21 protein-coding genes and 1 pseudogene are annotated in these 21,198 nt (G+C 46.3%); 9 read left to right on the forward strand and 13 right to left on the reverse strand.

Translation table 11 applies throughout. The annotated features are described in order from the left end of the window. Positions 1 to 30 precede the first annotated feature (30 nt). The 3 genes and pseudogenes from QUB12_RS29590 to QUB12_RS29600 all read right to left on the reverse strand — a co-directional run. The gene (locus QUB12_RS29590; protein ID WP_333142466.1) at positions 31 to 339 is read right to left on the reverse strand and encodes an oligosaccharide flippase family protein; all 309 of its coding nucleotides are present in this window, start codon (positions 337 to 339) and stop codon (positions 31 to 33) included. Then, positions 221 to 715 (reverse strand): oligosaccharide flippase family protein, encoded by a 495-nt coding sequence (locus QUB12_RS29595; protein WP_333142465.1) that lies wholly within the window; start codon positions 713 to 715, stop codon positions 221 to 223. The genes QUB12_RS29590 and QUB12_RS29595 overlap by 119 nt, the downstream gene beginning before the upstream one ends. 100 nt (positions 716 to 815) lie before the next feature. Continuing rightward, a pseudogene (locus tag QUB12_RS29600) lies at positions 816 to 986 on the reverse strand (oligosaccharide flippase family protein); the annotation flags it as partial. Positions 987 to 1,349: 363 nt separating this feature from the next. Between QUB12_RS29600 and QUB12_RS29605 the strand changes: the two are divergent. Next, on the forward strand, positions 1,350 to 3,650 hold the full coding sequence (locus QUB12_RS29605) for a glycoside hydrolase (RefSeq protein ID WP_333142464.1): 2,301 nt from the start codon (positions 1,350 to 1,352) through the stop codon (positions 3,648 to 3,650). Between the two features lie 484 nt (positions 3,651 to 4,134). Next, positions 4,135 to 6,702 (forward strand): PAS domain S-box protein, encoded by a 2,568-nt coding sequence (locus QUB12_RS29610; RefSeq protein ID WP_333309652.1) that lies wholly within the window; start codon positions 4,135 to 4,137, stop codon positions 6,700 to 6,702. 265 nt (positions 6,703 to 6,967) lie between these two features. On the opposite strand, the gene QUB12_RS29615 is transcribed toward QUB12_RS29610, so the two are convergent. Continuing rightward, positions 6,968 to 8,293, reverse strand: coding sequence for a transposase (locus QUB12_RS29615; protein ID WP_333142462.1), 1,326 nt, complete (start codon positions 8,291 to 8,293; stop codon positions 6,968 to 6,970). A gap of 304 nt (positions 8,294 to 8,597) precedes the next feature. Here QUB12_RS29615 and QUB12_RS29620 point away from each other — a divergent pair, with 304 nt between their 5' ends. Together QUB12_RS29620 and QUB12_RS29625 are read left to right on the forward strand one after the other, a co-directional pair. Further along, positions 8,598 to 8,990, forward strand: a complete 393-nt coding sequence (locus tag QUB12_RS29620) for a response regulator (RefSeq protein ID WP_333142461.1) — start codon at positions 8,598 to 8,600, stop codon at positions 8,988 to 8,990. Between the two features lie 462 nt (positions 8,991 to 9,452). Beyond that, positions 9,453 to 9,671, forward strand: coding sequence for a hypothetical protein (locus QUB12_RS29625; RefSeq protein ID WP_190655558.1), 219 nt, complete (start codon positions 9,453 to 9,455; stop codon positions 9,669 to 9,671). Positions 9,672 to 10,187: 516 nt separating this feature from the next. On the opposite strand, the gene QUB12_RS29630 is transcribed toward QUB12_RS29625, so the two are convergent. The 3 genes from QUB12_RS29630 to QUB12_RS29640 all read right to left on the reverse strand — a co-directional run bounded on the left by QUB12_RS29630 (position 10,188) and on the right by QUB12_RS29640 (position 11,392). Further along, positions 10,188 to 10,331: a chlorophyll a/b-binding protein gene (locus tag QUB12_RS29630; protein ID WP_006632525.1), complete on the reverse strand. Its 144-nt coding sequence runs from the start codon at positions 10,329 to 10,331 to the stop codon at positions 10,188 to 10,190. A 372-nt stretch (positions 10,332 to 10,703) separates the two neighbouring features. Further along, on the reverse strand, positions 10,704 to 10,958 hold the full coding sequence (locus QUB12_RS29635) for a hypothetical protein (protein ID WP_015176458.1): 255 nt from the start codon (positions 10,956 to 10,958) through the stop codon (positions 10,704 to 10,706). Between the two features lie 74 nt (positions 10,959 to 11,032). Continuing rightward, complete coding sequence (locus tag QUB12_RS29640; RefSeq protein ID WP_333142459.1) at positions 11,033 to 11,392, reverse strand: hypothetical protein; 360 nt, start codon at positions 11,390 to 11,392, stop codon at positions 11,033 to 11,035. A 588-nt stretch (positions 11,393 to 11,980) separates the two neighbouring features. Between QUB12_RS29640 and QUB12_RS29645 the strand changes: the two genes are divergently transcribed. The 3 genes from QUB12_RS29645 (at position 11,981) to QUB12_RS29655 (ending at position 14,010) form a co-directional block, all read left to right on the forward strand. Next, positions 11,981 to 12,481, forward strand: coding sequence for an NYN domain-containing protein (locus QUB12_RS29645; protein ID WP_333309655.1), 501 nt, complete (start codon positions 11,981 to 11,983; stop codon positions 12,479 to 12,481). Positions 12,482 to 12,627: 146 nt separating this feature from the next. Further along, positions 12,628 to 13,341 (forward strand): ribonuclease III, encoded by a 714-nt coding sequence (gene rnc, locus QUB12_RS29650; protein WP_333309656.1) that lies wholly within the window; start codon positions 12,628 to 12,630, stop codon positions 13,339 to 13,341. Between the two features lie 240 nt (positions 13,342 to 13,581). Beyond that, positions 13,582 to 14,010, forward strand: a complete 429-nt coding sequence (locus tag QUB12_RS29655; protein WP_333309659.1) for a DUF1824 family protein — start codon at positions 13,582 to 13,584, stop codon at positions 14,008 to 14,010. A gap of 140 nt (positions 14,011 to 14,150) precedes the next feature. On the opposite strand, the gene glgA is transcribed toward QUB12_RS29655, so the two are convergent. Continuing rightward, on the reverse strand, positions 14,151 to 15,578 hold the full coding sequence (gene glgA / locus QUB12_RS29660) for a glycogen synthase GlgA (RefSeq protein WP_333309662.1): 1,428 nt from the start codon (positions 15,576 to 15,578) through the stop codon (positions 14,151 to 14,153). A 45-nt stretch (positions 15,579 to 15,623) separates the two neighbouring features. On the opposite strand from glgA, the gene QUB12_RS29665 reads away from it, so the two are divergent. Then, the gene (locus QUB12_RS29665; protein WP_333309664.1) at positions 15,624 to 15,779 is read left to right on the forward strand and encodes a hypothetical protein; all 156 of its coding nucleotides are present in this window, start codon (positions 15,624 to 15,626) and stop codon (positions 15,777 to 15,779) included. A gap of 254 nt (positions 15,780 to 16,033) precedes the next feature. On the opposite strand, the gene QUB12_RS29670 is transcribed toward QUB12_RS29665, so the two are convergent. Next, positions 16,034 to 16,858: a S1C family serine protease gene (locus QUB12_RS29670; protein ID WP_333309666.1), complete on the reverse strand. Its 825-nt coding sequence runs from the start codon at positions 16,856 to 16,858 to the stop codon at positions 16,034 to 16,036. 357 nt (positions 16,859 to 17,215) lie between these two features. Then, entirely contained in the window at positions 17,216 to 18,187 is a 972-nt protein-coding gene (gene hemC, locus QUB12_RS29675) for a hydroxymethylbilane synthase (protein ID WP_333309669.1), read from the reverse strand. A gap of 670 nt (positions 18,188 to 18,857) precedes the next feature. On the opposite strand from hemC, the gene QUB12_RS29680 reads away from it, so the two are divergent. After that, the gene (locus QUB12_RS29680) at positions 18,858 to 19,313 is read left to right on the forward strand and encodes a type II toxin-antitoxin system antitoxin SocA domain-containing protein (RefSeq protein WP_333309671.1); all 456 of its coding nucleotides are present in this window, start codon (positions 18,858 to 18,860) and stop codon (positions 19,311 to 19,313) included. A gap of 34 nt (positions 19,314 to 19,347) precedes the next feature. On the opposite strand, the gene QUB12_RS29685 is transcribed toward QUB12_RS29680, so the two are convergent. From QUB12_RS29685 to QUB12_RS29695, 3 genes are all read right to left on the reverse strand, one after another. After that, entirely contained in the window at positions 19,348 to 19,785 is a 438-nt protein-coding gene (locus QUB12_RS29685; protein ID WP_333309673.1) for a type II toxin-antitoxin system VapC family toxin, read from the reverse strand. Then, positions 19,782 to 20,018, reverse strand: coding sequence for a type II toxin-antitoxin system prevent-host-death family antitoxin (locus QUB12_RS29690; RefSeq protein WP_333309675.1), 237 nt, complete (start codon positions 20,016 to 20,018; stop codon positions 19,782 to 19,784). Before QUB12_RS29690 ends, QUB12_RS29685 begins: the two co-directional genes overlap by 4 nt. 93 nt (positions 20,019 to 20,111) lie before the next feature. Next, on the reverse strand, positions 20,112 to 21,140 hold the full coding sequence (locus tag QUB12_RS29695) for a hypothetical protein (protein WP_333142447.1): 1,029 nt from the start codon (positions 21,138 to 21,140) through the stop codon (positions 20,112 to 20,114). Positions 21,141 to 21,198: the final 58 nt, after the last annotated feature.

Here is a 21,198-nt window from a genome sequence, read left to right on the forward strand (position 1 = left end):
ACCTCTTTGAACACAACTTGATATTTTTTATTATATCATATTAGTTGTTTGTGTAATTAATTTTGTTTGACTACTTAAGCCAACCGCGCATGCGATCAGGATCGGTTGGCGATTTTTGAGGATCTTAGCGCGAAGTATGTCGCGAGGCTGGTCAACCAACTTGGAAATAGCCGGAAACATCACCTTGCCACTGAGGGCTAAAGTGATAGAGCGCGGTATGTCAGCAAGCGTAAGAGCAACGCCGTAAACGCCCAACACATCCAATGTCAGTAATTTTCCCAGAATCAGCCGATCGGCTTGCTCTGCAAAAAATGTTAAAGCCGTTGAAACAAATATCAACTTTCCAAAAGAAAGAATTTCTGTGAACTACCTCTTGATTCCATATCAAGCGGTTAGGCGAACCAGAATTCCAATAGTGGCTCCAGACCAATTGCAGAATTTGTGACGCAAAGGATCCCATCAATATGGCCCAGATGGTCGGACTGAACCACGCCCAAACAATCATTACCACAATCCCGATCGACTGTCCCGACAACTCAAAAATTGCTAGCTGACGAAAAGCCATATTCCGGTTGAGCGTGAACACCGAAGTTGAATTGAACCCGGAGATCACCGTCCCCAAACCCACCACAGGGATTAACCAGGGGAACTGAGGCTGTTGGTATAACTGGGCAATTGGCCAGGCCAGCAAAAGCGTACAGAACCAAAGAATCACGCCGCGACAGACCTGCAAAGTCCAGGCAGTGTTCGAGAAAATCTGGCTCTTCCGCGCGCTTGTTCTGGATGACGCTAGTACCGATACCAAGGTCTGAGAACAGGTGCACAGCCGTGATGAATACGTAGACGAGACTCATAAGACCAAACATTTCCGGTACTAGCAGGCGAGTCAGGATCAGGTTACTGCCTAACCGCAGCACCTGACTGATCCCATAGCTAGCAATCGTCCACACTGCCCCCCGGACAGCAAGCTGTTTAACTGATGACATAATAAATTTGGCGTAAGGGAAACCGAAAGAGCAGACTTTTGAGCGAGGTTTTGGTATCAGTTGCTTTTAGCAGCTCACCTGCTGACACAAAAAACGCAGGCCTATCTATTGTTGAGCCATTGATGGTGAGACTTCTCGATTTTAGACCTCAACAGTGCTGCTAATTAGCTGATGTGTGCAACGATCAGCACAATGCTGGTCTGCAACTCGCCGTACCCTAAATCTGTGGATCTTAGATAACATAGTTACAGTGTTACAGTCTATTTAACAAAGACATCATAAACTTTATGTTAGGGAACACAGTGGAATTTATCTGAAAGTTGCACAACGGCTAACTACCTGATTAATAATTACTCATTACCAATGTCACACCCTCTCTACGTCGCCTTTATTTGGCACCAGCACCAGCCTTTGTATAAATCGAGGGCATCTACGGTCGGATCAGACACCAGTTCCAGATCAAACTCGCCCGTATTGCAGTCCAGAAACTTTGACCTCCAAGGTCACTATCGACTGCCTTGGGTGCGCTTGCACGGAGTCAAAGACTACTTGGATTTAGTGCTCCTCCTGGCAAAATATCCTAAACTGCATCAAACCGTAAACCTGGTTCCCTCCTTGATTTTGCAGATAGAAGACTGCATAGCAGACCGAGCATTAGACCCTTACTTGGCGGTAACTCTGAAGCCAGCAGAAACTTTAAATATCGAAGAACAAGAGTTCATTTTAGAACACTTCTTTGACGCCAATTACCACACCCTGATTCAGCCACACCCCCGCTACGCTCAACTCTACACTCAGCGGCAGGAAAAAGGCATTCAGTGGTGTTTGGAAAACTGGAAATTGCAGGATTTTAGCGACTTGCTGGCTTGGCACAATTTAGCTTGGATTGACCCGCTGTTTTGGGACGACGCCGATATTGCAGGGTGGCTGAAACAAGGACAAAATTTTAGTTTGGTAGACAGAAAAAACATCTACTCAAAACAAAAAGAAATCCTCGCTCGCATCATTCCCCAGCACCGTAAAATGCAAGCTGAGGGACAGTTGGAAGTCTCCACAACCCCCTACACGCACCCGATTTTACCGCTGCTTGCCGACACTAATGGCGGCCGCATAGCTATTCCAAACATGACGCTGCCACAACACCGGTTTCAGTGGGAAGAAGATATTCCCCGACACCTGAGAAAATCCTGGGAAATGTATCAAGACCGGTTTGATTGCCAACCGCGCGGTTTGTGGCCGTCGGAACAAGCAGTCAGCCCGGAAATTTTGCCCTACATTGCCAAACAAGGCTTTAAATGGATAGTCTCGGACGAAGCAGTATTGGGGTGGACAATTAAACACTTTTTCAACCGCGACGCGACAGGGAATGTCTACGAACCAGAATTGTTATATCGCCCTTACCGTTTAGAAACTCCTGACGGCGATTTAGCCATAGTATTTAGAGACCACAGATTGTCCGACTTGATCGGGTTTACCTACGGTTCGATGGAACCGGAAAAAGCAGCATCAGATTTAGTGGGACACTTAGAAGCGATCGGCAGAACTCTCAAAAACCGACAGTCCGAGGGCCAAACAGCTTTAGAAAATCCCTGGTTAGTTACGATCGCCCTAGACGGCGAAAATTGCTGGGAATTCTATCCCCAAGACGGCAAACCGTTCTTAGAATCCCTCTATCAAACTCTCAGCGATAATCCAGATATCAAATTAGTCACAGTCTCAGAATTTCTCGACCAATTCCCAGCAACCGAAACAATTCCCGCAGCCCAACTGCACACTGGTTCCTGGGTGGACGGTTCCCTCACAACTTGGATCGGCGATCCTGCGAAAAATCGCGCTTGGGACTTGTTAGGGCCCGCTAGACAAATGCTGGCAAACCATCCAGAAGCCACAGAAGAAAGCAACCCAGAAGCTTGGGAAGCGCTTTATGCGGCCGAAGGTTCCGACTGGTTCTGGTGGTTTGGCGAAGGCCACACGTCGAACCAAGATGCCATGTTCGACCAGCTATTTCGCGAACACGTAGCGGCGATTTACGACGCTCTTGGCGAGCCCGTACCCCCGGAAGTGCGACGGCAAGTAGAGGTACACGAGGTTCAAGGCGACCACCAGCCGCTGAGCTTTATTCACCCGGTGATTGACGGTATCGGCAACGAACAGGATTGGGACAAAGCCGGTCGCATTGAAGTTGGGGGAGCAAGGGGTACGATGCACCGGAGTTCGGCAATTCAGCGGCTTTGGTACGGGGTTGACCACTTGAATTTTTACATTCGCGCCGACTTCAAGGTAGGGGTGCGGCCGGGAATTGATTGCCCTCCAGAGTTAAATTTGTTCTGGTTTTATCCCGATCGCACGATGAAAAACAGTCTGATTCCGCTGTCGGGTTTGCCCGACGAAGCACCGCTAAACTACCGATTCCACCATCAGTTAGAGATTAATTTGCTGACGAAATCGATTGCGTTTCACGAAGCAGGAGAGGGCGATGAGTGGCAGCCCCGCCTCAGCCGGGCCCAAGTGGGATTGGATAAATGTTTGGAGGTAGCAGTGCCCTGGGCGGATTTGCAGATTATGCCCGACTGGCAGATGAGGCTGATTGCAGTTTTATCGGAAGGGCAGCGTTACTCTACCTGTATGCCGGAAGATGCTTTTATTCCGATCGGAATGCCGTAAAAAGTCATTAGTCATTAGTCATTAGTCATTAGGCTGTAGGGGCGGGTTGCGGGTTTTACCAGCTTTCATAGAACGGTTAACCCAAATACATATAAACCCGCCCTCTGAATTAGTCAACAGTCCTTAGTCATTAGTCATTAGTCATTGGGCTGTAGGGGCGGGTTTTACCAGCTTTCATAGAACGGTTAACCCAAATACATATAAACCCGCCCCCTGAATTAGTCATTAGTCATTAGTCAACAGTCATTTTTTGAACCAACAAAAAATTAAATAATTATCCAATTTTATTAAATTGGGGCTTCTACTCTGGCTACCTAATGCCTTGATAATTTCGCTCGCGTCCGGTCGATCGAGGGCTAGAAAATTTGTTCGTCGTGAGGGCTTCATCCTTCATAAAAAAGAGGACTAAATTCCTGAATACCAAACATACAATGGTTAATTTACCGGAGATCATATCATTAGTCATGGGGAAATAAAAAAACTAATGAGCCGCATTTTACTATTGGTCGATCGCCACCAACAACTTAATTTGCCGATCGCCCACCTCAACACCGAGCATGAGGTGATCGTACTCGATCGCGCTTTAAATCCCAACTCCGAATTTCCCATTCCCCCAATCGCTTTTGACTTGTGCATTCTCGACGAGGCAAATTTCGATCGCATCGGGCCGCTGGTAGAATCATTAAAAACTGCCGCCGAGCCGATATTTTTACCGTTCTTGCTTGTTAGTCAATCCCAAACGCCTGCTCTTTCTGAGCAGCCCTTGTCGCAGCAGGCAAAACAACTCGAAGGCAGAATAGACGATTGGATAGTAACTCCCGCCGAACCCGCCCAACTGCACTTGCGGGTAGAGAATTTGTTGGCGCGCAGGCGGCAGTCGCTAGAACTCCACAGACTTCAGGAAATAATTAAAGAACAGACTTTTACAGAAAGTTTGTTAAAGGACTCGCTGCAAACGGCAAACGAAAACCTGCAACGGGAAATCGCCAAGCGGGCCGAGGTAGAAGCTGCAGCGCGAGAAAACTCCTATCTCGACTCGCTGATGAATGCCATGCCAGATATTGTCTGCTTCAAAGATGGCGAGGGCAGGTGGCAGGAGGCAAATCAAGCGATATTGGAAGTGTTCGAGCTAGAAAAAATAGACTACCGCGGCCTTAAAGATTTTCAGCTAGGAGAACTCAGCATTTTTTACCGCGAGGCGCTACAGGCGTGCGAGGTCAGCGATCGAGAAGCGTGGGCAAAAGGTAAGCTTTCTAGGGGTGAAGAAATGATTCCCCGATCGGACGGTACTGTGAAAATCTACGACGTGATTAAAGTACCCGTATTTCACCCCGACGGCAGACGCAAAAGTATCGTGATTTTGGGCCGGGACATCACGGAATACAAGCAAACTAGAGACGAACTCGTGCGCTTGGCCTCGATTGTCGAGTCTTCCGACGACGGCATCGTCGGCAAAACCCTCACGGGGACAATTCAGAGCTGGAACGCAGGAGCAGAGAAGATTTACGGCTACTGTGCGGCGGAAATCAAGGGGCAGTCGATCGAGATTTTAGCCATACCCGAACGCCCCAAGGAAATGCCTCAAATATTGGAAAATATTAGGGCTGGAGCCACCATCGACCATTACGAAACCGTGCACTTGCGGAAAGATGGCCAACAGATAGATGTGTCCCTGACGATTTCTCCGATTAAAGACGCGACTGGAGCGGTAACGGGCGTTTCGACAATCTCTCGCGACATCAGCGACAGCAAGCGAGTCGAAAAAGCCTTTGAACAACTCCGCCACCAAACAGAAATGATTTTGTTCTCCGCAGGAGAAGGAATTTGCGGGTTGAACAAACAGGGAAAAGTAACTTTTGTCAATCCTGCGGCGGTGAGAATGGCTGGGTGCGAATCGAAGCAATTGATCGATCGACCGCTCTATGAAAGCTTACACCGTGCACAGCAAGAATGCTCAAGGGCGATCAAGCAACTGTCACCTGCAACAGACATCAATTCAGGCTCTGAACTTGTCCCACACTGCGCCGCACCGCAGGCGGGCAAACTGCTGCCGAAGCGGGTAAGTTCTCAAATTTTAGCCACCTTGGAAGACGGAGAGGCGCGGCGCGTCACCGATGAGATTTTTTGGCGGCGAGACGGCAGCAGTTTTCCGGTTGAGTACGTTGTCGCTCCGATGCGAGAACAAGGCGAAATTATTGGAGCTGTGGTGACTTTTAAAGATATCACGGAGCAGCTTGCCGTCGAGCGCATGAAAGATGAATTCATCTCTGTTGTCAGCCACGAACTGCGGACGCCCATGACCTCGATTCACGGCGCCCTCGGCCTCCTCAACAGCGGCCTGCTGGACGCTTACCCCCAGAAAGCTAAGCGGATGCTGGAGATTGCTGTCACTAACACTGACCGTTTGGTGCGCTTGGTCAACGACATCCTAGATTTAGAGCGGATGGAGTCGAGTTACAGCACTGCGATCAAACAAACTTGCAATGTGGCTGACCTGATGTTGCAGGCGGCTGACGAGATGCAGGGAATGGCTCAGCAGGCGGGAGTTACTCTGTCGGTGAAGCCTGTGGGGGCGCAATTGCAAGCTGTTCCCGATCGGCTAATTCAAGCCTTGACAAATTTACTCAGTAATGCTATTAAGTTTTCTCCCTCCGGCGCTACGGTTTGGCTGAGCGGGGAGTTGACCCACAATCCGGATTTGGCAGAAAAAGCAGCGCCCAAGTCGGTGTCGTCTCCGTCTTTGTTGTCTCCTGAGCCTGCAGCCGCGCCTCCGCACTTGCCAGTCCCGAGCTCGTGGTACATCGTGATTGCTGTGAAAGACCAAGGGCGGGGTATTCCGTCAGACAAGCTGGAGATGGTCTTTGAACGCTTTCAACAAGTTGATGCTTCTGATTCTCGCCAGAAGGGAGGTACTGGTTTGGGGCTGGCTATTTGTCGCAGTATCGTGCAGCAGCACGGGGGGCGGATGTGGGTGGAGAGCGTTGTGGGGGAGGGCAGCACTTTTTTCTTAAGTCTGCCACTTCTGAGGGAGGGGCTGGCAACTGAAAGTTAATTTCTACCCAGGTGTACCCAACGTTACTGATTTTGTGCAGATTGTTCGATCGAGTCATCGACAAACAATCTCAGCCTTTTCTGCAGTTTGGGGACTGCGGGCAAAAAGCGCGATTTGAGGTCGAAAAGCGGCTTTTTGTGGGTGGGATATTTTACAGCAACCGCGCCAGACGGTTAGGATGTTCTTAGTGGAAACCCTGGCGGTCGATTGCAACTTCGGTCTTCCTTGTTCCTTCTTTCTTCAACATCTGCTATACAGTTGTCAACTACCCAGCATCAAGCGGGATACCGCTATGATGTGGGCTTGTATCTGAACTCCACCGCAATTCCGAAAACCTTTGCAGGATTTGGGCTTTGGTTTCACCGCTCGATACATCAGGGGATGCTGACAAGCTCCCCGTGCTCATCCAGTCTTGCCGAACTAGCAACGCTCTCATTGCAATATTTCGCGCACCAACAAGATCTGCATGAAGCTCATGACTACAACATTCGCAACGGAATAATAGCCCTTTGTTTTGTCTATTAGCATCCGAAGTATGTCCACATTTAGGACAACTTTTCGATGTGTAATGAGCCGGAACTTTAGTTGCTAACGAATTATTTAGATTGGCTTTGTAGTCGATATACCCGTGCAATTCGGCATAAGACCATTTAGCTTTATTTCGATTAGCTCTACGTCTCTTTTTGCTTGCCTTCTTGCCCGATTTCGTCCTAGTCCTGTCCCGTATTCCGGTGAGGTTTTCTAGTCCAATTAGGGTGTTAGGTTTGGCAATATCCTTACTGATCTGGTGGTTTACATCAGCGATAAACCGTCTTTCTTTCCCAGACAAAGCGATTAGTCTTCGCTTCGCTGAACGAGTGTCTTTACGCTGAAGAGTCATCCGTGCTTTATGGTAGCGGTTAGCTTTATGTCTAGCATTCTTCCCTGAGTAGAATTTAGCCTTATTTTGCAAGTCTATTTCCACCGCTAAGTAGCGCATACCCACGTCAACACCAGAGACTCTAGTTATTTTCAGTGGGTCAATCTTAGGCGTTTCTACTTCGATACTTACCATCAGATAGTATATCTTGGAGGAACGCTGATAGACAATTTTAGCCGCTCCAATCCTTGCACCATTAGCAATTAAATCTAAATGCTTATTGTAACCATCATACGAGACCACTATTCGACCTTGGAGAGTGATGATACTCACTTGCCTCTCGGCTTTAAAAGAGTAGTCACGTTGATAATTTAGGGTACAAGTTCGAGATATATATTTGGGGGCTTTGTCTAGCCCTTTATACCGTCTCTTAGTGTAGCCTTTAGCAATCGCATCGTTAGATTGTTTTACCTTAGTCCACAGAGTCTTATAGGTTCCAGACACTTGTCTGGGTACATTGCAAGCCATTTGCGCTCCCAGCCCAAATCGAACCCGCAATTCGTTGTAGACCGCTTTCTGTAACTTAGCACCATTGCTGGTTTTGCCTGCATCAAAAGCAACTTGTGAAGTGTAATTCAAGGCATCTCGGTAGGCTAAAGCAGTCTGAGACACCAAAGCTTTTTGCTCGGCAGTCAGTTTTAGTTTTAGCTTGGCGGTGATTACTTGGGACATTATTTTCACGAACTTTGGTATTATTGTATCTCGTGAAGATAGTAAAAACAAGGGGCAGGATCAGGAATCTGTTCGTTCTTCGACCACCCCTTCCCGTACAACATCTAAAGATTGTCGGTTTTGGTCAGGGGTGGATCTCTTCACTCACGCGCATTCCTCCCGACGCTCACCTTGATCGGTAGAGCGCGGGACTCCTGCTGTCTAGTTGAAAATTTACTGTAAATTCCGATCGGGTAAGATAATTTGCTTTATAAAATATTCACATTTCGCCTCTAATCTGTAATTAGTTCTCCTTGCTAAAAAAATGTTAATTTTGACTGCCAAGCGCATCTTGGTTATTGACGATGCGGAAGATATTCGGGAAGTAGCTCAAGTCAGTCTTGAACTGGTGGGGGGCTGGGAAGTCCTGACAGCGAGTTCGGGCCGCGAGGGTGTTGCTAAGGCTCTTGCCGAACAGCCTGATGCTATTCTATTGGACGTGATGATGCCCGACCAAGACGGGCCTACTACTTTTATACAGTTACAAGCTAATAAGGCTACGCAGCACATTCCGGTAATTTTATTAACGGCTAAGGCTCTGGCTGGGGACAGGCGGATGTTCGCGGATTTGGGGGTGGTGAGCGTGATTGCTAAGCCTTTTGAACCGATGTTTTTGGCGGCTCAGGTCGCTGAGGCTTTGGGCTGGGAGCAAAAATAGATCGATCGCCCGCATTGAATTGTGCAGCTTTTCAAGCAGTAGTTTGGCAGGCAAAGAGAGTTAAAAAAACTTGGTTTCTTTGGTCTGGTTCCTTAGATAAAATCCGGTCTAGCGGACAGGATATATGTAGGGGCTTAGGCGCCGTGCCTTTCGTCCTGTCAGCTTAAGACTAAAAACCTCAGTCCGGTATCAGTTTCAACCCTGTCGGTCTTGGGGTGAAATTGATACCAATTAGGGATGCCTAAATCCCTATTGGTAGTGCGTTCATTTAACCGAATTCGGACTCAGCCATGAGATCGGTATTCCTACTGATTTATCGGGAAAATATAAGCTGGCAGGATTATTTTACTTTTTGTAACAACTCACTCATCTTCATAAGTTCTTCAGGTTTGAGTTTTATGTTTAAGCAGAACGTCAGGGATCGCTCCTGACTGTTGACAGACACATTGGGAGAAGACGATTATGCCCTCAGCTTACATTTTGCTACTAATAGTTTCTCTGGCAGCAGTCTGGGTTTACTGGCAAACCTCTCAAGATATTTTTGTTCTTGTGGCTTGGGCAGGGCTGGGTTGTTTTATTTGGGGTTTCTCTTGGGCACCTTGGAGCGTTCAGCTTTTGATTGTGGTGTTACTCTTGGGCCTCCAAAAGTGCTACTTGCGCGACGCTCAAAGCTGTGAGTGAAAGAGATTTTTTATTTTTGTGCCTGGAATTGAGATGTGCAGGCATTCGTGAATCTCTCTAATGATTGGGTTATCGCTCCATATCTTCAAAAAAGGTTTAAAATATCATGAATAGTTGCCCTTGTTGCTCCTCTAAATTGCTCCGCCACGCTCGCCACAATCGCCTTTATTGGTTCTGCTCGCAGTGCTGGCAGGAAATGCCGGATCTGTCGGAGATGATTTCACGTAACAGCGTGGGGAATCACAAACGCGACGGTTTGGTGAAGGTTGCGACTTTGACTCCTAAATTGAGGATTTTTGAGTCTGTAGAAATTGCTTAGTTTGCTGGAGTTAGTCTCGCGATAAATATTGAGACTGAAAAGATTTTTGTTTGTGCCCTCTGTGGGATTTTTTGATAAAAAATGCACTCATCCCCTTCCGTGTGAAGTGAAGGGGACTTATTAGCGGGGGGATGAGTGTACTTGTGATGGGGTCGATCGCCCGACTGAATTTCAGCTATTGTATGCAGTTAAGCTGATTACATCAAACCGATTTGAGAGAGAATGCCTTGACCGGTGAGGAATTCGGTAGCTAAGCCGATAACGAAGCCTAACATTGCCAAACGGCCGTTCCAGGTTTCAGCGAACTCAGTGAAGCCCAACTTTGCGTCTTTGTTTTCCATGACCAGAAACCTCGTTTAATTTCAACCTTCTGTAACTAAACTTAACACAGCAGTACCAAGTTTGCAACATATTTTTACATTTACTGTTTAAATGCCGCAGATCAGCAGGAGAGGCTTGCTGGGAGAGGGGCGATCGCATCGGAGGCGAGAAACCCGGTTTCTTCTTGTATTTTTCGTGACTCGTCGCAAAATCTCGTAGAAACCGGGTTTCTGAGGTCAGGGCGCGTGGGTCGAAGGATGTCAGAAAAATATTTTTTAGTTAACATAAAATAGCAAAAATCTAGTGACACTCCCCCTGGGGTGCCCCGGAAGAGCAAACCCTAATTGTTTCGCACACAGCATAATTCCGGGGCACCATGCAATCTGAATCTATTAGATGCGAAGGTATTTCACAAAAATACTCATCACCTCACCACTTTTAGCAGTTGGTAGCAGGGGACTCCAGACACCAACCTCAGCGTACCCGCGCGCGTGGAGTAGGTAAATTGTACTCCTGACAGCTTGGGGAGAACCTATCAGCAGATGTTTGAGGGGTTCTTTCTCAGGATTTGCTGCGTCGGGAGTTAGCAGGGACGCGGGAAGTTGAATGGCGTCGCTGCTGGAATTGGATAAAAAACTCTGTGTCACAGTGATTAAAGGCTTTTGCTAGTTGAGTGCTACATCCAAAAAATACAACACCCAGCCCGCTTGACACCACAAATTTAGTGTAAATATTCCCCTATCTGTTTGGATTTGTTTTTGATTCGTTCTAGTACCTCCTCCAAAAAATCTTCATTTTTGCCAGCAACCTCTATCATCTCTCGCAGCGTGTCAGCGTATGACAAGGTACGCTTGTGGTGGTCTGGCATTTTTTCAAAACCCGGCCCCCACCGCTTGACGGCATCAATATTAACGCCTAAAACCTTTACCAGAAGCAGGTTGCAACGCGCTTTGTAGCCTCTGGCTTTTTCTTCTTCTTGTGTGGCGTGGAACCACCGACGGCAAAAATCCCAAGCTTCCATTGACTCACTCAGCCAGCTAAACCATTTGTCGCGTCGCGACGTTCTGCAAGTTCGCAACATAGGGTAAAAATTACACTGTTTTAGGATTATGGTATCATCCCATTTGGTGTAAAATTTCCCCTAATAGACTATAGCTGACAATTGAGACTTACCCACAAGTAGCCAGAAACCGGGTTTTTTTGCGAAAATACTTCGCTGCATCCCGCAGATTCGATAAAAAACCCGGTTTCTTTTGTCGGATCGCATAAGTCCCGTTCATAAAATCAAGCTCAAAAAATAAATCAGATTACCCATTGACATTTTAGAATTAATGTGCAAGCATCAAAGTAGTATAGCTGAGATAAACACCCTCATTCAAAAGCAAGGAGTGTTGGTTAAGTCGTCTCAGCGAGGATGATGGGTTTATTTCGGCTGGCACAACATTTGTTTAAATGTGTATATCAACGGGTTTTTAGAACCCCTAGCCGAAGTTTACACATCGTATCGCTGAGACGCTAACCAAACAACTACAAACTAAATTCATAGTTTGTTACTAGAGCCATTTGTTAAATGGGCGAGCTCATTTTTGAGCGAACCCAAAAACAATACTTCGTGCTAGATGGGTAATTTATTGATGCTGTCTGCTCACCCTTTTTTAGGAACGATCCAATGACAGACAATCATCGAACCACAGGCCAACAAAAAAGCCAGTCTCAGCCTTTAGTTTCCATTTATTGGGATTATCAGAACATCCCTGATTACAAACGAGCCAAAGATTTATTACTCTTTGCTAGTGGACTAGGATATGTAGTCAATCAAAAAGTTTACGACAATTGGAAACAAAGAAATAAGACTGCACAAGAAACTTTAGACTATCTAAAATTTCAACGTTTTGATGTATCCCTAAACATCAAAAATGCTGTAGACTTTTATTTGTCAATGAACTGCTGTAGCGAGGCTTCAATGAGTTCATACCCACACACATTTATTATTGTGTCTGGAGACGGCTACGGTGAAATTTTGATTCACGATCTGCATGAAAAGGGGAAGAAGGTGATAATTGTTGCCCGCAAAGGTAATGATAGTCACAATCTCAAAAAGCTTGCCGATCGATTTTACTTGATCGATGAATTGCCGAAGTCGATCAAGACTTACAAACTGACTGCCTAAACTTCCTAGACATTCACCAGGTCGCAGATAGCAAAAATCCAGTTTATTTGATAAACTAGATTCTCCAAACCAACGGCTATCTGCGGCTCTTTCATGGCCACATAATAACACCCAACTCAAAAAAAAATAACCATTACAAAACTCCCATGCCATTAACTAATCCAACACAAGAACTCCAAATTACCCTTCCCGAATTCCACAATGAAAAACTGCTGCGCCAAGCGCTCACCCATCGTTCATACGTCAACGAAAACCCCACCTTCAACGAAGAAGACAACGAACGCTTAGAATTTCTCGGCGATGCTTTGCTGACTTTTCTCAGCGGCGAATATCTCTATCAGCGTCATCCAGAAATGGGAGAAGACCAACTGACTCGCCGACGTTCTGCATTAGTAGATGAAAAACAATTAGCCAGATTTGCTACTGAAATCGGTTTAGACTTAAAAATGCGGCTCGGAAAAGGAGCTTATCGCGAAGGTGGGATTACTAATCCAAATTTGCTCAGTAGCACTTTTGAAGCATTTATTGGCGCTTACTATCTCGACACGCAAGACATGGACAAAGTTCGCCAGTTTGTTCAACAAATGTTTGATTCTGTTCCCGAAAATGTTGTGGAAACTCGATCGACTGTAGACTCGAAAAATCGCTTTCAAGAATGGGTACAAGCCAATGGTGACACGACTCCCCCCAAATACGTGACAGTCCAAGCAGGAGGCACACCCCACAAGCCGGAATTTCTCGCTAAAGTTTATGTTGCAGAGAAACTCTATGGAGAAGGTAAAGGCAAAAGCAAAAAAGATGCTGAGAAAAATGCGGCTGAAGATGCGCTAGCAAAGCTGAAAAAACGCGGACTGATCTAAACTTGAAAACATTGGTAAAAACTACTAGGTTTTTTGTGCGATACGGGCGTTGGCGAAAGCGTTGCGATCCGAAGGAAAGCCCTCGAAGACGATCGCCCGAATTGATGGCCAGAGCGCACAATCGGCTATAATCAGGACTTGTGCAAGTGTTACCGCCGTCGATCGAGGGTTGCAAGGGCAGAAATTCGTTGACGAGTACCCCAGTGTCGATCGTAATTTTGGGAAATATCAGAGCAATTCATGTCTACTCAAAACCCGACTACCCTAACTGTTGAAGAAGCACAGCAAATTCTCAAAGATTTCACTTGTCTGGATATGCAATCTGTAGCATCGCCGCTGGAAAAACAGGCACTCCGTCAAGCGATTTTGCTGGTAGCAAGTTTGTCGGATTATCAAATGTTGGGAGTGTGCGCTTCTTCGACGGATGAGGGGTTTTTAGCTTTAGAAGCTTATTTAAAAGCTTTGGGATATCAAGCTGTTTTAGATCCCAACGCTGTCTCGACCTTTGCTGGTTCGGTTTATATTAAGTTCAATACTTTGAAGGGGTCGTATTATGTGGACGGCTATCCCGGAACTTACCGAGGCGTTTTGGTGTCGTGTCAATCTTCCTCAGAAGGTGGAGTTAGTGGCACTTACGGTCATTTACCTCTCGATTTATTTGTTGATTAATCGGGAATTGGGCATAGGGCATAGGGCATAGGGCATTGGAACAAAAAACTAACAAAAAACAACAGCTAACAGCCAACAGTCAACAGTCAACTGTCAACTGTCAACTGTCAACTGTCAACTGTCAACTTACCGATTACCAATTAACCCTTACCAACGATCAATTCTGCCTCTGGTGCCGGTGCGGTTTCTTCCGGGGGCAGTCCCAAAATATCGCTGTACAAGTTGACGTATTTCCGGGCCGAAATATCCCAGCTAAAATCTTCTCTCATGCCGCGCTGTTGCAGTTCTCTCCACTTATCTTTGTAGCGGAAACCTTCCCAAGTTCTGATCATGCAGGTGAACAAGTCCAGGGGTTCGTAGCGATCGAAACAGTAACCGGTACCGGTATTGTCGATCGGGTTGTTGTGGGAAACGGTATCGACTAAACCGCCGGTGCGACGAACCATTGGCACGCACCCGTAGCGGAGGGCGAGCATTTGGCTGATGCCGCAGGGCTCGAAACGGCTGGGCATCAGGAAGCTGTCGCAGCCTGCGTAAACACGCCGGGAGAGGGCCTCGTTGTAAAGTAGTTGGGTGGACATCCTACCGGGATAGCGGGCTGTCATTTGCCAGAGTTGGGTTTCGTAGTAGCGATCGCCCGTTCCAAGTACAATAAATTGAGCGTCGGTATAGGCCATGAACAGATCGAGCATTTGAATTATCAAATCCAATCCCTTCTGTTCTACCAGCCGCGTCACCATGCCGATCAAAAAGGCATTTTTATTTACTTCCAAGCCGACTTCTTCTTGCAGCGCAATTTTATTAGCGGGGCGCTTTTCAATAGTATCAACACTAAATTGTTGATGGAGGTACTTGTCACTTGCTGGGTTGTAAGATTCTGTATCAATTCCGTTCAAAATGCCCGATACTTTACCGCCAAGGTAAGACAGCAAACCTTCCAAACTTTCCCCATAAGCTGGGGTTTTGATTTGCTCGGCGTAAGTCGGTGAAACTGTATTTACTCGATCGGCAAACTGTACTGCGGCAGCCATTGTATTGTGACCTTGCATATACCAAGGACACCAAGTCATCTGCTCCAAACGCCAGCGCCACGGCCCTTGATAAGCTAAATTGTGAATAGTAAAAACCGTGCTGATATCGGGGTCTTGGCTCATCCAAACAGGTATCATCCCCGTATGCCAGTCGTGACAGTGGATAATTTGGGGCTTCCAATGATTCCAGGCAAATTCAGCCGCAGCATTGGCAAAGAAAGTGAACCTCCAATCTTCATCTACACCGCCGTAAACGCGGCGCGGCAAGAAAGATGGATGTTGTAATAAGTATAAAGGTACATCGGTTCCCGGCAAAACAGTTTCAAACACCGAGAAGCTTTGGAACATGGCAGACCCATCCCAAACAGGTTTTTTGGGAACGTCCATTTTGTCGGGGACGAAACCGTAGTAGGGCATGAAGATGCGGACATCGTGGCCCATGCGCCGCAGAAATTTCGGCAAAGCGCCGACGACATCGCCCATACCGCCCACTTTGGCGAGGGGTGATGCTTCGGCGGATACAAATAAAATACGCATTATTTTTTTGTGTTCCTTGAGATTGTTAGTCTAGATTAAGTTTAAATGGCGAGTGGCACAATATTAACGCGCCTGCCAAAAACAAGTATAAATCTGAGTTGCTCTAGCGATCGCACTTTACTCAAGAATGCGATCGCCCTTTTTCCATCCGCGTTTATCGGCGGCGCTCTGTGGCGAACAAAAGAGCGATCGATTTTATGATAAATATTGAATAAAATCTGTAGGGGCGGGTTCACCAAAATATTTGCCACCCACCGATAATCTTGATAAACCCGCCCCCACCCAACCAATAACCCCTATCGACCATTTCCCCCACCGTTAAATACAATTAATTTTTAATTTCTGGGTGGGGTGGGGGCGGGTTTTTATCATTTGTCTGTGGTGTCAAATATCTAGGCGAACCCGCCCCTACATTGGTGGTTAAATGTGGGATAAAATCTACCGACAACTCCCGACTAATTCTGAGAATTGTCCTCAATAGTCTCCTCAAATCCCGCTAGAAAATCATCCAAAGCTTCAGAGGCGATCGCCAAATTAATACTGTCGGCATCTTCCAATCCCCAGGTATTCACACCAACCACTTGACCAGCCATATTAATCAACGGGCCGCCCGAATTTCCCGGATTAATCGCCGCATCAGTTTGCAACACCTTCACCTCAGCAACATCTTCTTCATCGTCGCCTTCTTCATATTCCTCTGGTTCGCGAATTGCACTAATAATACCTTGAGTTACAGTTGAAGCAAACTGCCCCAAAGGATTGCCCACAGCAATAACTCTATCTCCCACTTTCACATCCAAAGACAACTCTAGGGGAGGATATTCTTGGGGAGAGTCCACTTGTTCCCCTGTGTTCGGGTCGAAGGTAAAATCGCTAATTAAGAGTAATGCTAAATCTTCTTCGGCATTACCAGTAAACACCACCTCTGCCAATCTCAATTTTCCGTCGTGAGTTTCGACTAAAACCTGTTCGATTTCATCTTCTTCATAGAAGTAATCTTCATCGGCAATATCTTCTACAACGTGATAGTTCGTGACAATTATGTCCGGCGATACAAAGAACCCGCTTCCTGAAGAAATCTCTTCTTCTGTATCCCAATCCATGACGTAAATTGAAACTAAGGACGGCAAGACTTGCTCGACTACATCCGAAAAACTTCCGGCTTGAGTTTTGAACTCTTTCAATTGCTTCTGCAAAGCTTGTTTGTCTGCTTGCATTTTGCTATAGAGTTGCTGAACCTTTTTCACTTCCAGCTTTAATTGAGTTTCTCTAGCGCTCATATTTGGCTTTTACCTGAAATAAATTGCTGATTAATTTTCGATGTTTGATTGTAGATTGTGGATGGGGATGTTAAGAATTAGAGGACTTACGAAAAAAAACCGGTTTTTACCATAAATCTTGGGCTATACAGCGAGACTTACATCAGAAACCGGGTTGCTTAACACCCGTGCGGAGCGTCCTAAATTAGTCAGATATTTTTGAAATCTATCGCGCGACTCCTACCTAAAATCCCATCAAAAATCTACAATCAGACTGCTACTCTACCTGTTTTGCCAAAGCGAAACGCCTGTTATTTTTATTGTAAAAAAGGCGATATATCGCGTCTAAAAGCATTGACAAAGAGATGCCGATCGGTTTTAGGAACCACGTTGAACTTGGACAAATATTTCTTCCAAAATTTCACTAGCTCCCTGTTGGCGCAAGCGGTGAGCGAGGTCAATTCCGATCATTTCAGCAGTCTCGGCGGCCCCGGAAACACTATCTTTGACGAATCGCTGGCCGTCGAGACTCGATACCATTCCGGTTAAGGTTAATTGACCGTTTTCTATTTTAGTATTGACGCCAATTGGCACTTGACAGCCGCCTTCTAATTCCCGCAGAAATGCGCGTTCAGCATAACATCTTTGGGCGGTTTCCGAGTGTTCAAGAGCTTTAATCAGTGCCATGATTTCTGTGTCTCCGGCGCGGCATTCGATGCCCAAAGCACCTTGTCCGACTGCGTGAAGGGAGATTTCAGCAGGGATAATTTGGTGGATGCGATCGCCCATTCCCAATCTTTCGAGGCCGGCAACTGCTAAAATAATCGCGTCGTAACCGCCCTCATCTAATTTAGCGAGTCGAGTATTGAGATTGCCGCGAATATCTTTAAATTCAAAATGAGGGAAATGGTGCCGCAGTTGAGCTAGCCGCCGCAGGGAAGAAGTGCCGATTACTGAACCTTCTGGGAGGGTGTCGAGTTGCTTGTCTTTGTGCTTGGAGTGAACTACCAGGGCGTCAGCGGGATTTTCCCGTTCGGTGACGCATCCTAAAATTAAACCTTCGGGTAAATTGGTAGGCAAATCTTTGAGGGAATGAACGGCAAAGTCCGTTTCATTGTTAATCATTCCCGTTTCTAATTCTTTGGTGAAAAGTCCTTTATCGCCAATTTTAGCGAGGGCGACATCAAGAATTATGTCCCCTTGGGTGGACATGGTGTGGACTTCAAAAGTGTGTTGCGGGAAGTGTTTCTGTAGCTGTTCTTGCACCCAGTGGGTTTGCACGAGAGCGAGTTGGCTTTTGCGGGAACCGATGCGAACGGTTCGGGAAGGGGCAGATGTGGTTGGAGACATAAGATCGATCGGAGGATAGCTTGAAATCAGCCAATATATTCACCTGATCTAGCGTACCGCAGGTGGGGACTTTAATTGCTGGTTGGGATAATTCGGGCGATAAAATAGAAATACCAGATTTTGACCGCCTGTTTGAAAAAAGGATGCAACGGTAGGCAAGCTCCAGACCTTTACATAATAAGCCCTTGCAATCTAAAATCTAAAATCTAAAATCTAAAATGGTATGACCGCCAGTAGCACTGAGTCTTGATGATGTTTCCCATCCAGCATTGGGAGTCGCTGGCATCGGGGCGATCGACATTCCGAAGCAAAGCCTGCCGGCGATGTATGATTTACTGAGATGTTGCACCATTGTCAATAAGCCTTTTAGGAACGGGCTCTCCGGCCCGTTCCACAAGAAAATCTACTCTTTGTGGAACAGGCATCTTGCCTGTTCTTGAGAATGGTGCAAGATGTAATATTTACCTAGGGTAGAGCCGGATGAACCTGGTTGACATGAGGAGTTAGCTTAGCGGCAGCGAGAAAGAATTAGCTCAAAAATTGCGGGATTTGGAGAGAGAAATTTAGTTGCGAGGGGAAAAGGGCGATCGAAAGTGCGATCGTACTTCTAAAGCCACCAAATAGCTTAGCATCAAAAGTGAATTTGTCAAATTACTAAAATCCTAAAACTATGAAAAGTGCTCTTGACGTAGCTCGTTACTTTTTATCTCGTGTCGATCGAGAAGCAGGCGATACCATTTCTGGGCTGAAACTGCAAAAGCTCGTGTATTATGCACAAGCTTGGAGTTTAGTCTTTAGAAGCCAGCCGCTATTTGATCAAGATATTGAAGCTTGGGTTTCCGGCCCCATTGTCCGCGATGTTTGGGATGAGTACAAAGCTTACAAATATAGCGATATTCCAGCTCCCGATAATTTTGAAGAAGAATTTGATGAAGATGAAATCGAGGTTCTCGAAGAAGTTTGGAATGCTTATGGAGAATTAAGTGCTAAACATCTTGCAGAATTGACGCAATCGGAGACACCTTGGCTCAATGCCCGCAAGGGATTAGAACCTGCGGAAACATCAACTAAAATCATCTCTCACGAGGATATGAAATCCTGCTATGCACCTTTGGTGGAGGCGTAAGTGCAGCTTCCTTGACAAAAGGTAGATCAAACTTTTAGCCCTCAGCTACGGCAATCAATAACTGAACTTCAATTCCTAAAGTCCGAGCACTGCGAGCCAAAGCCTCATCGCCAGTCACCAAACGCAACTGATTAGAACTTGCTACTGCTAAATGCAGTGCATCTAAGGTACGCAACGGTACTTCAAAGCGGCTAATCCAATCGCGAGCTAAATTGTAATGAATTGGCTCTAAGGGGATGCGAGTATAAAAATTTTCATCCAAGTCAGTTTGAAAATTGTTCGCTATTTGTCTTGCCTCTTCGGGAGAAATTTCCCTCATTCGCAATTTTCTGGCAACTGCTGAAAACAGTTCCACCTCAACTAATTGACTTAGTGCAGGTGTGTCTTCAATCCTCAGCAATTCATCAACAGTATCGCTGAGAGCTTCTGGTAAATAGAAGGGGACAAGAACGCTGGTATCTATATAAATCAATACCGTGCTTCCTCCCTTAGCCTAATGACTGTTGCACTCATTGGCTCGCCCTTGACATTAATGGAGTTTCGGAATGCTTTACGCCTAGCTAACCGCTGCTCCTTGGATAGCGGCGGGACTACGCGAGCTACTACTTTACCTTCCTGTACGATCGTCACTTCTTCTCCTTTGGCCACCTTTTCCAAGATAGCTTGCAGACTCTGCTTGGCTTCTTCAACGCTAATCGCAGGCATCTCATTAGTTTTTTAGGTACTTTTTAATTGTACAGCAACGGGATATTTAATGCGAAAAAGGTCGCGCGTACCTTTTACATTTCCCGCCACAATTTAACGTTGCCCTGCTTGAAGTGCAGAATTTGCTATCTGGACAACTTCTTGCTGCCGTGCGTTTTTCCTTGTGACTCGGTACAGCACCCCCAGCCTTTGCCACTCAACAAAAGCAGTGCAGTAAGCACCGCAATTATTGAAATAAATCCCCCTGAATCCGCCCGCCAATTCAACGCTTCTGTAAGTATCCTGCGGCAATCGCGAAGGAGGCGAAAACGGTTCATTTCTTTGAGCTTCGATTGTGCCGAAATAACAGGCTCCCGCACGGCATCCTTTTCCTAAATACATTCCCACAATGTAACCGTGGGCACCTGCTTGCACATCAAAATCAAGTTGCTGAATGTCTGATAAAGGAAGTCTACTCGGAAGAAAAACAGGCACTCGCGTTTTGCCTTTGATTTGTCTAAAGATGTTACTAGCAGGAAAACGACTGTTAGCTTGGTTTGCACCTGAGTTATCGGAGATTGGGGTCAACTTTTGCACAAAATTCCTCCACTGCACAACTCTATTTTTAGCAATGTTAAAAGTTGGAATAGAGTATTTTTCTAGCGCAAAAGAAGGGCGACCATTTTTCAGGTTGAAGCTGCGGCGAATCACTGTAATTTCTGGTTTCCCTAACCCGTAAGCTGTGGCTATGGAACGGGCGAGATTGCAGCTAATTTTGAAGCGTCCCATCTCAATATTGCCATTTTCCGTTTGATAAGACCAAGTGTAACCCTCAGAAGCCCGATCGCGATCGCACAGAAAATGAGAAATCTCAAACATCTTGGCAATATGAACATCGTACAACCGCAACTTGCGGCGGCCGACAGATTTTGCAGTGTGGCGATCGGGTACAATAAATTGTATCGGTTGCCAGCTATCTTCAGGGGAAAAATTAAACCAGCGGATTTCTGTAATCGGGAGTTCAGTCCTTGCTAACGCTGAGTTTGGTGTCAAAGGTGCGTGAAGCGAAGCTATCCCGAAGGGAATCGTAAAAGCAGTCACCACACAAGCAAAAATTGCCGCAAATAGCCATCTTCTCCTCATCCTAATTTCCCCCGAAGTAGGTAAGCGCAAAAAAATATAGCATCTTGTAAGGGGCGAG

It is taken from the genome of Microcoleus sp. B7-D4, assembly GCF_036705125.1.
Taxonomy (GTDB): Bacteria; Cyanobacteriota; Cyanobacteriia; order Cyanobacteriales; family Microcoleaceae; genus Microcoleus.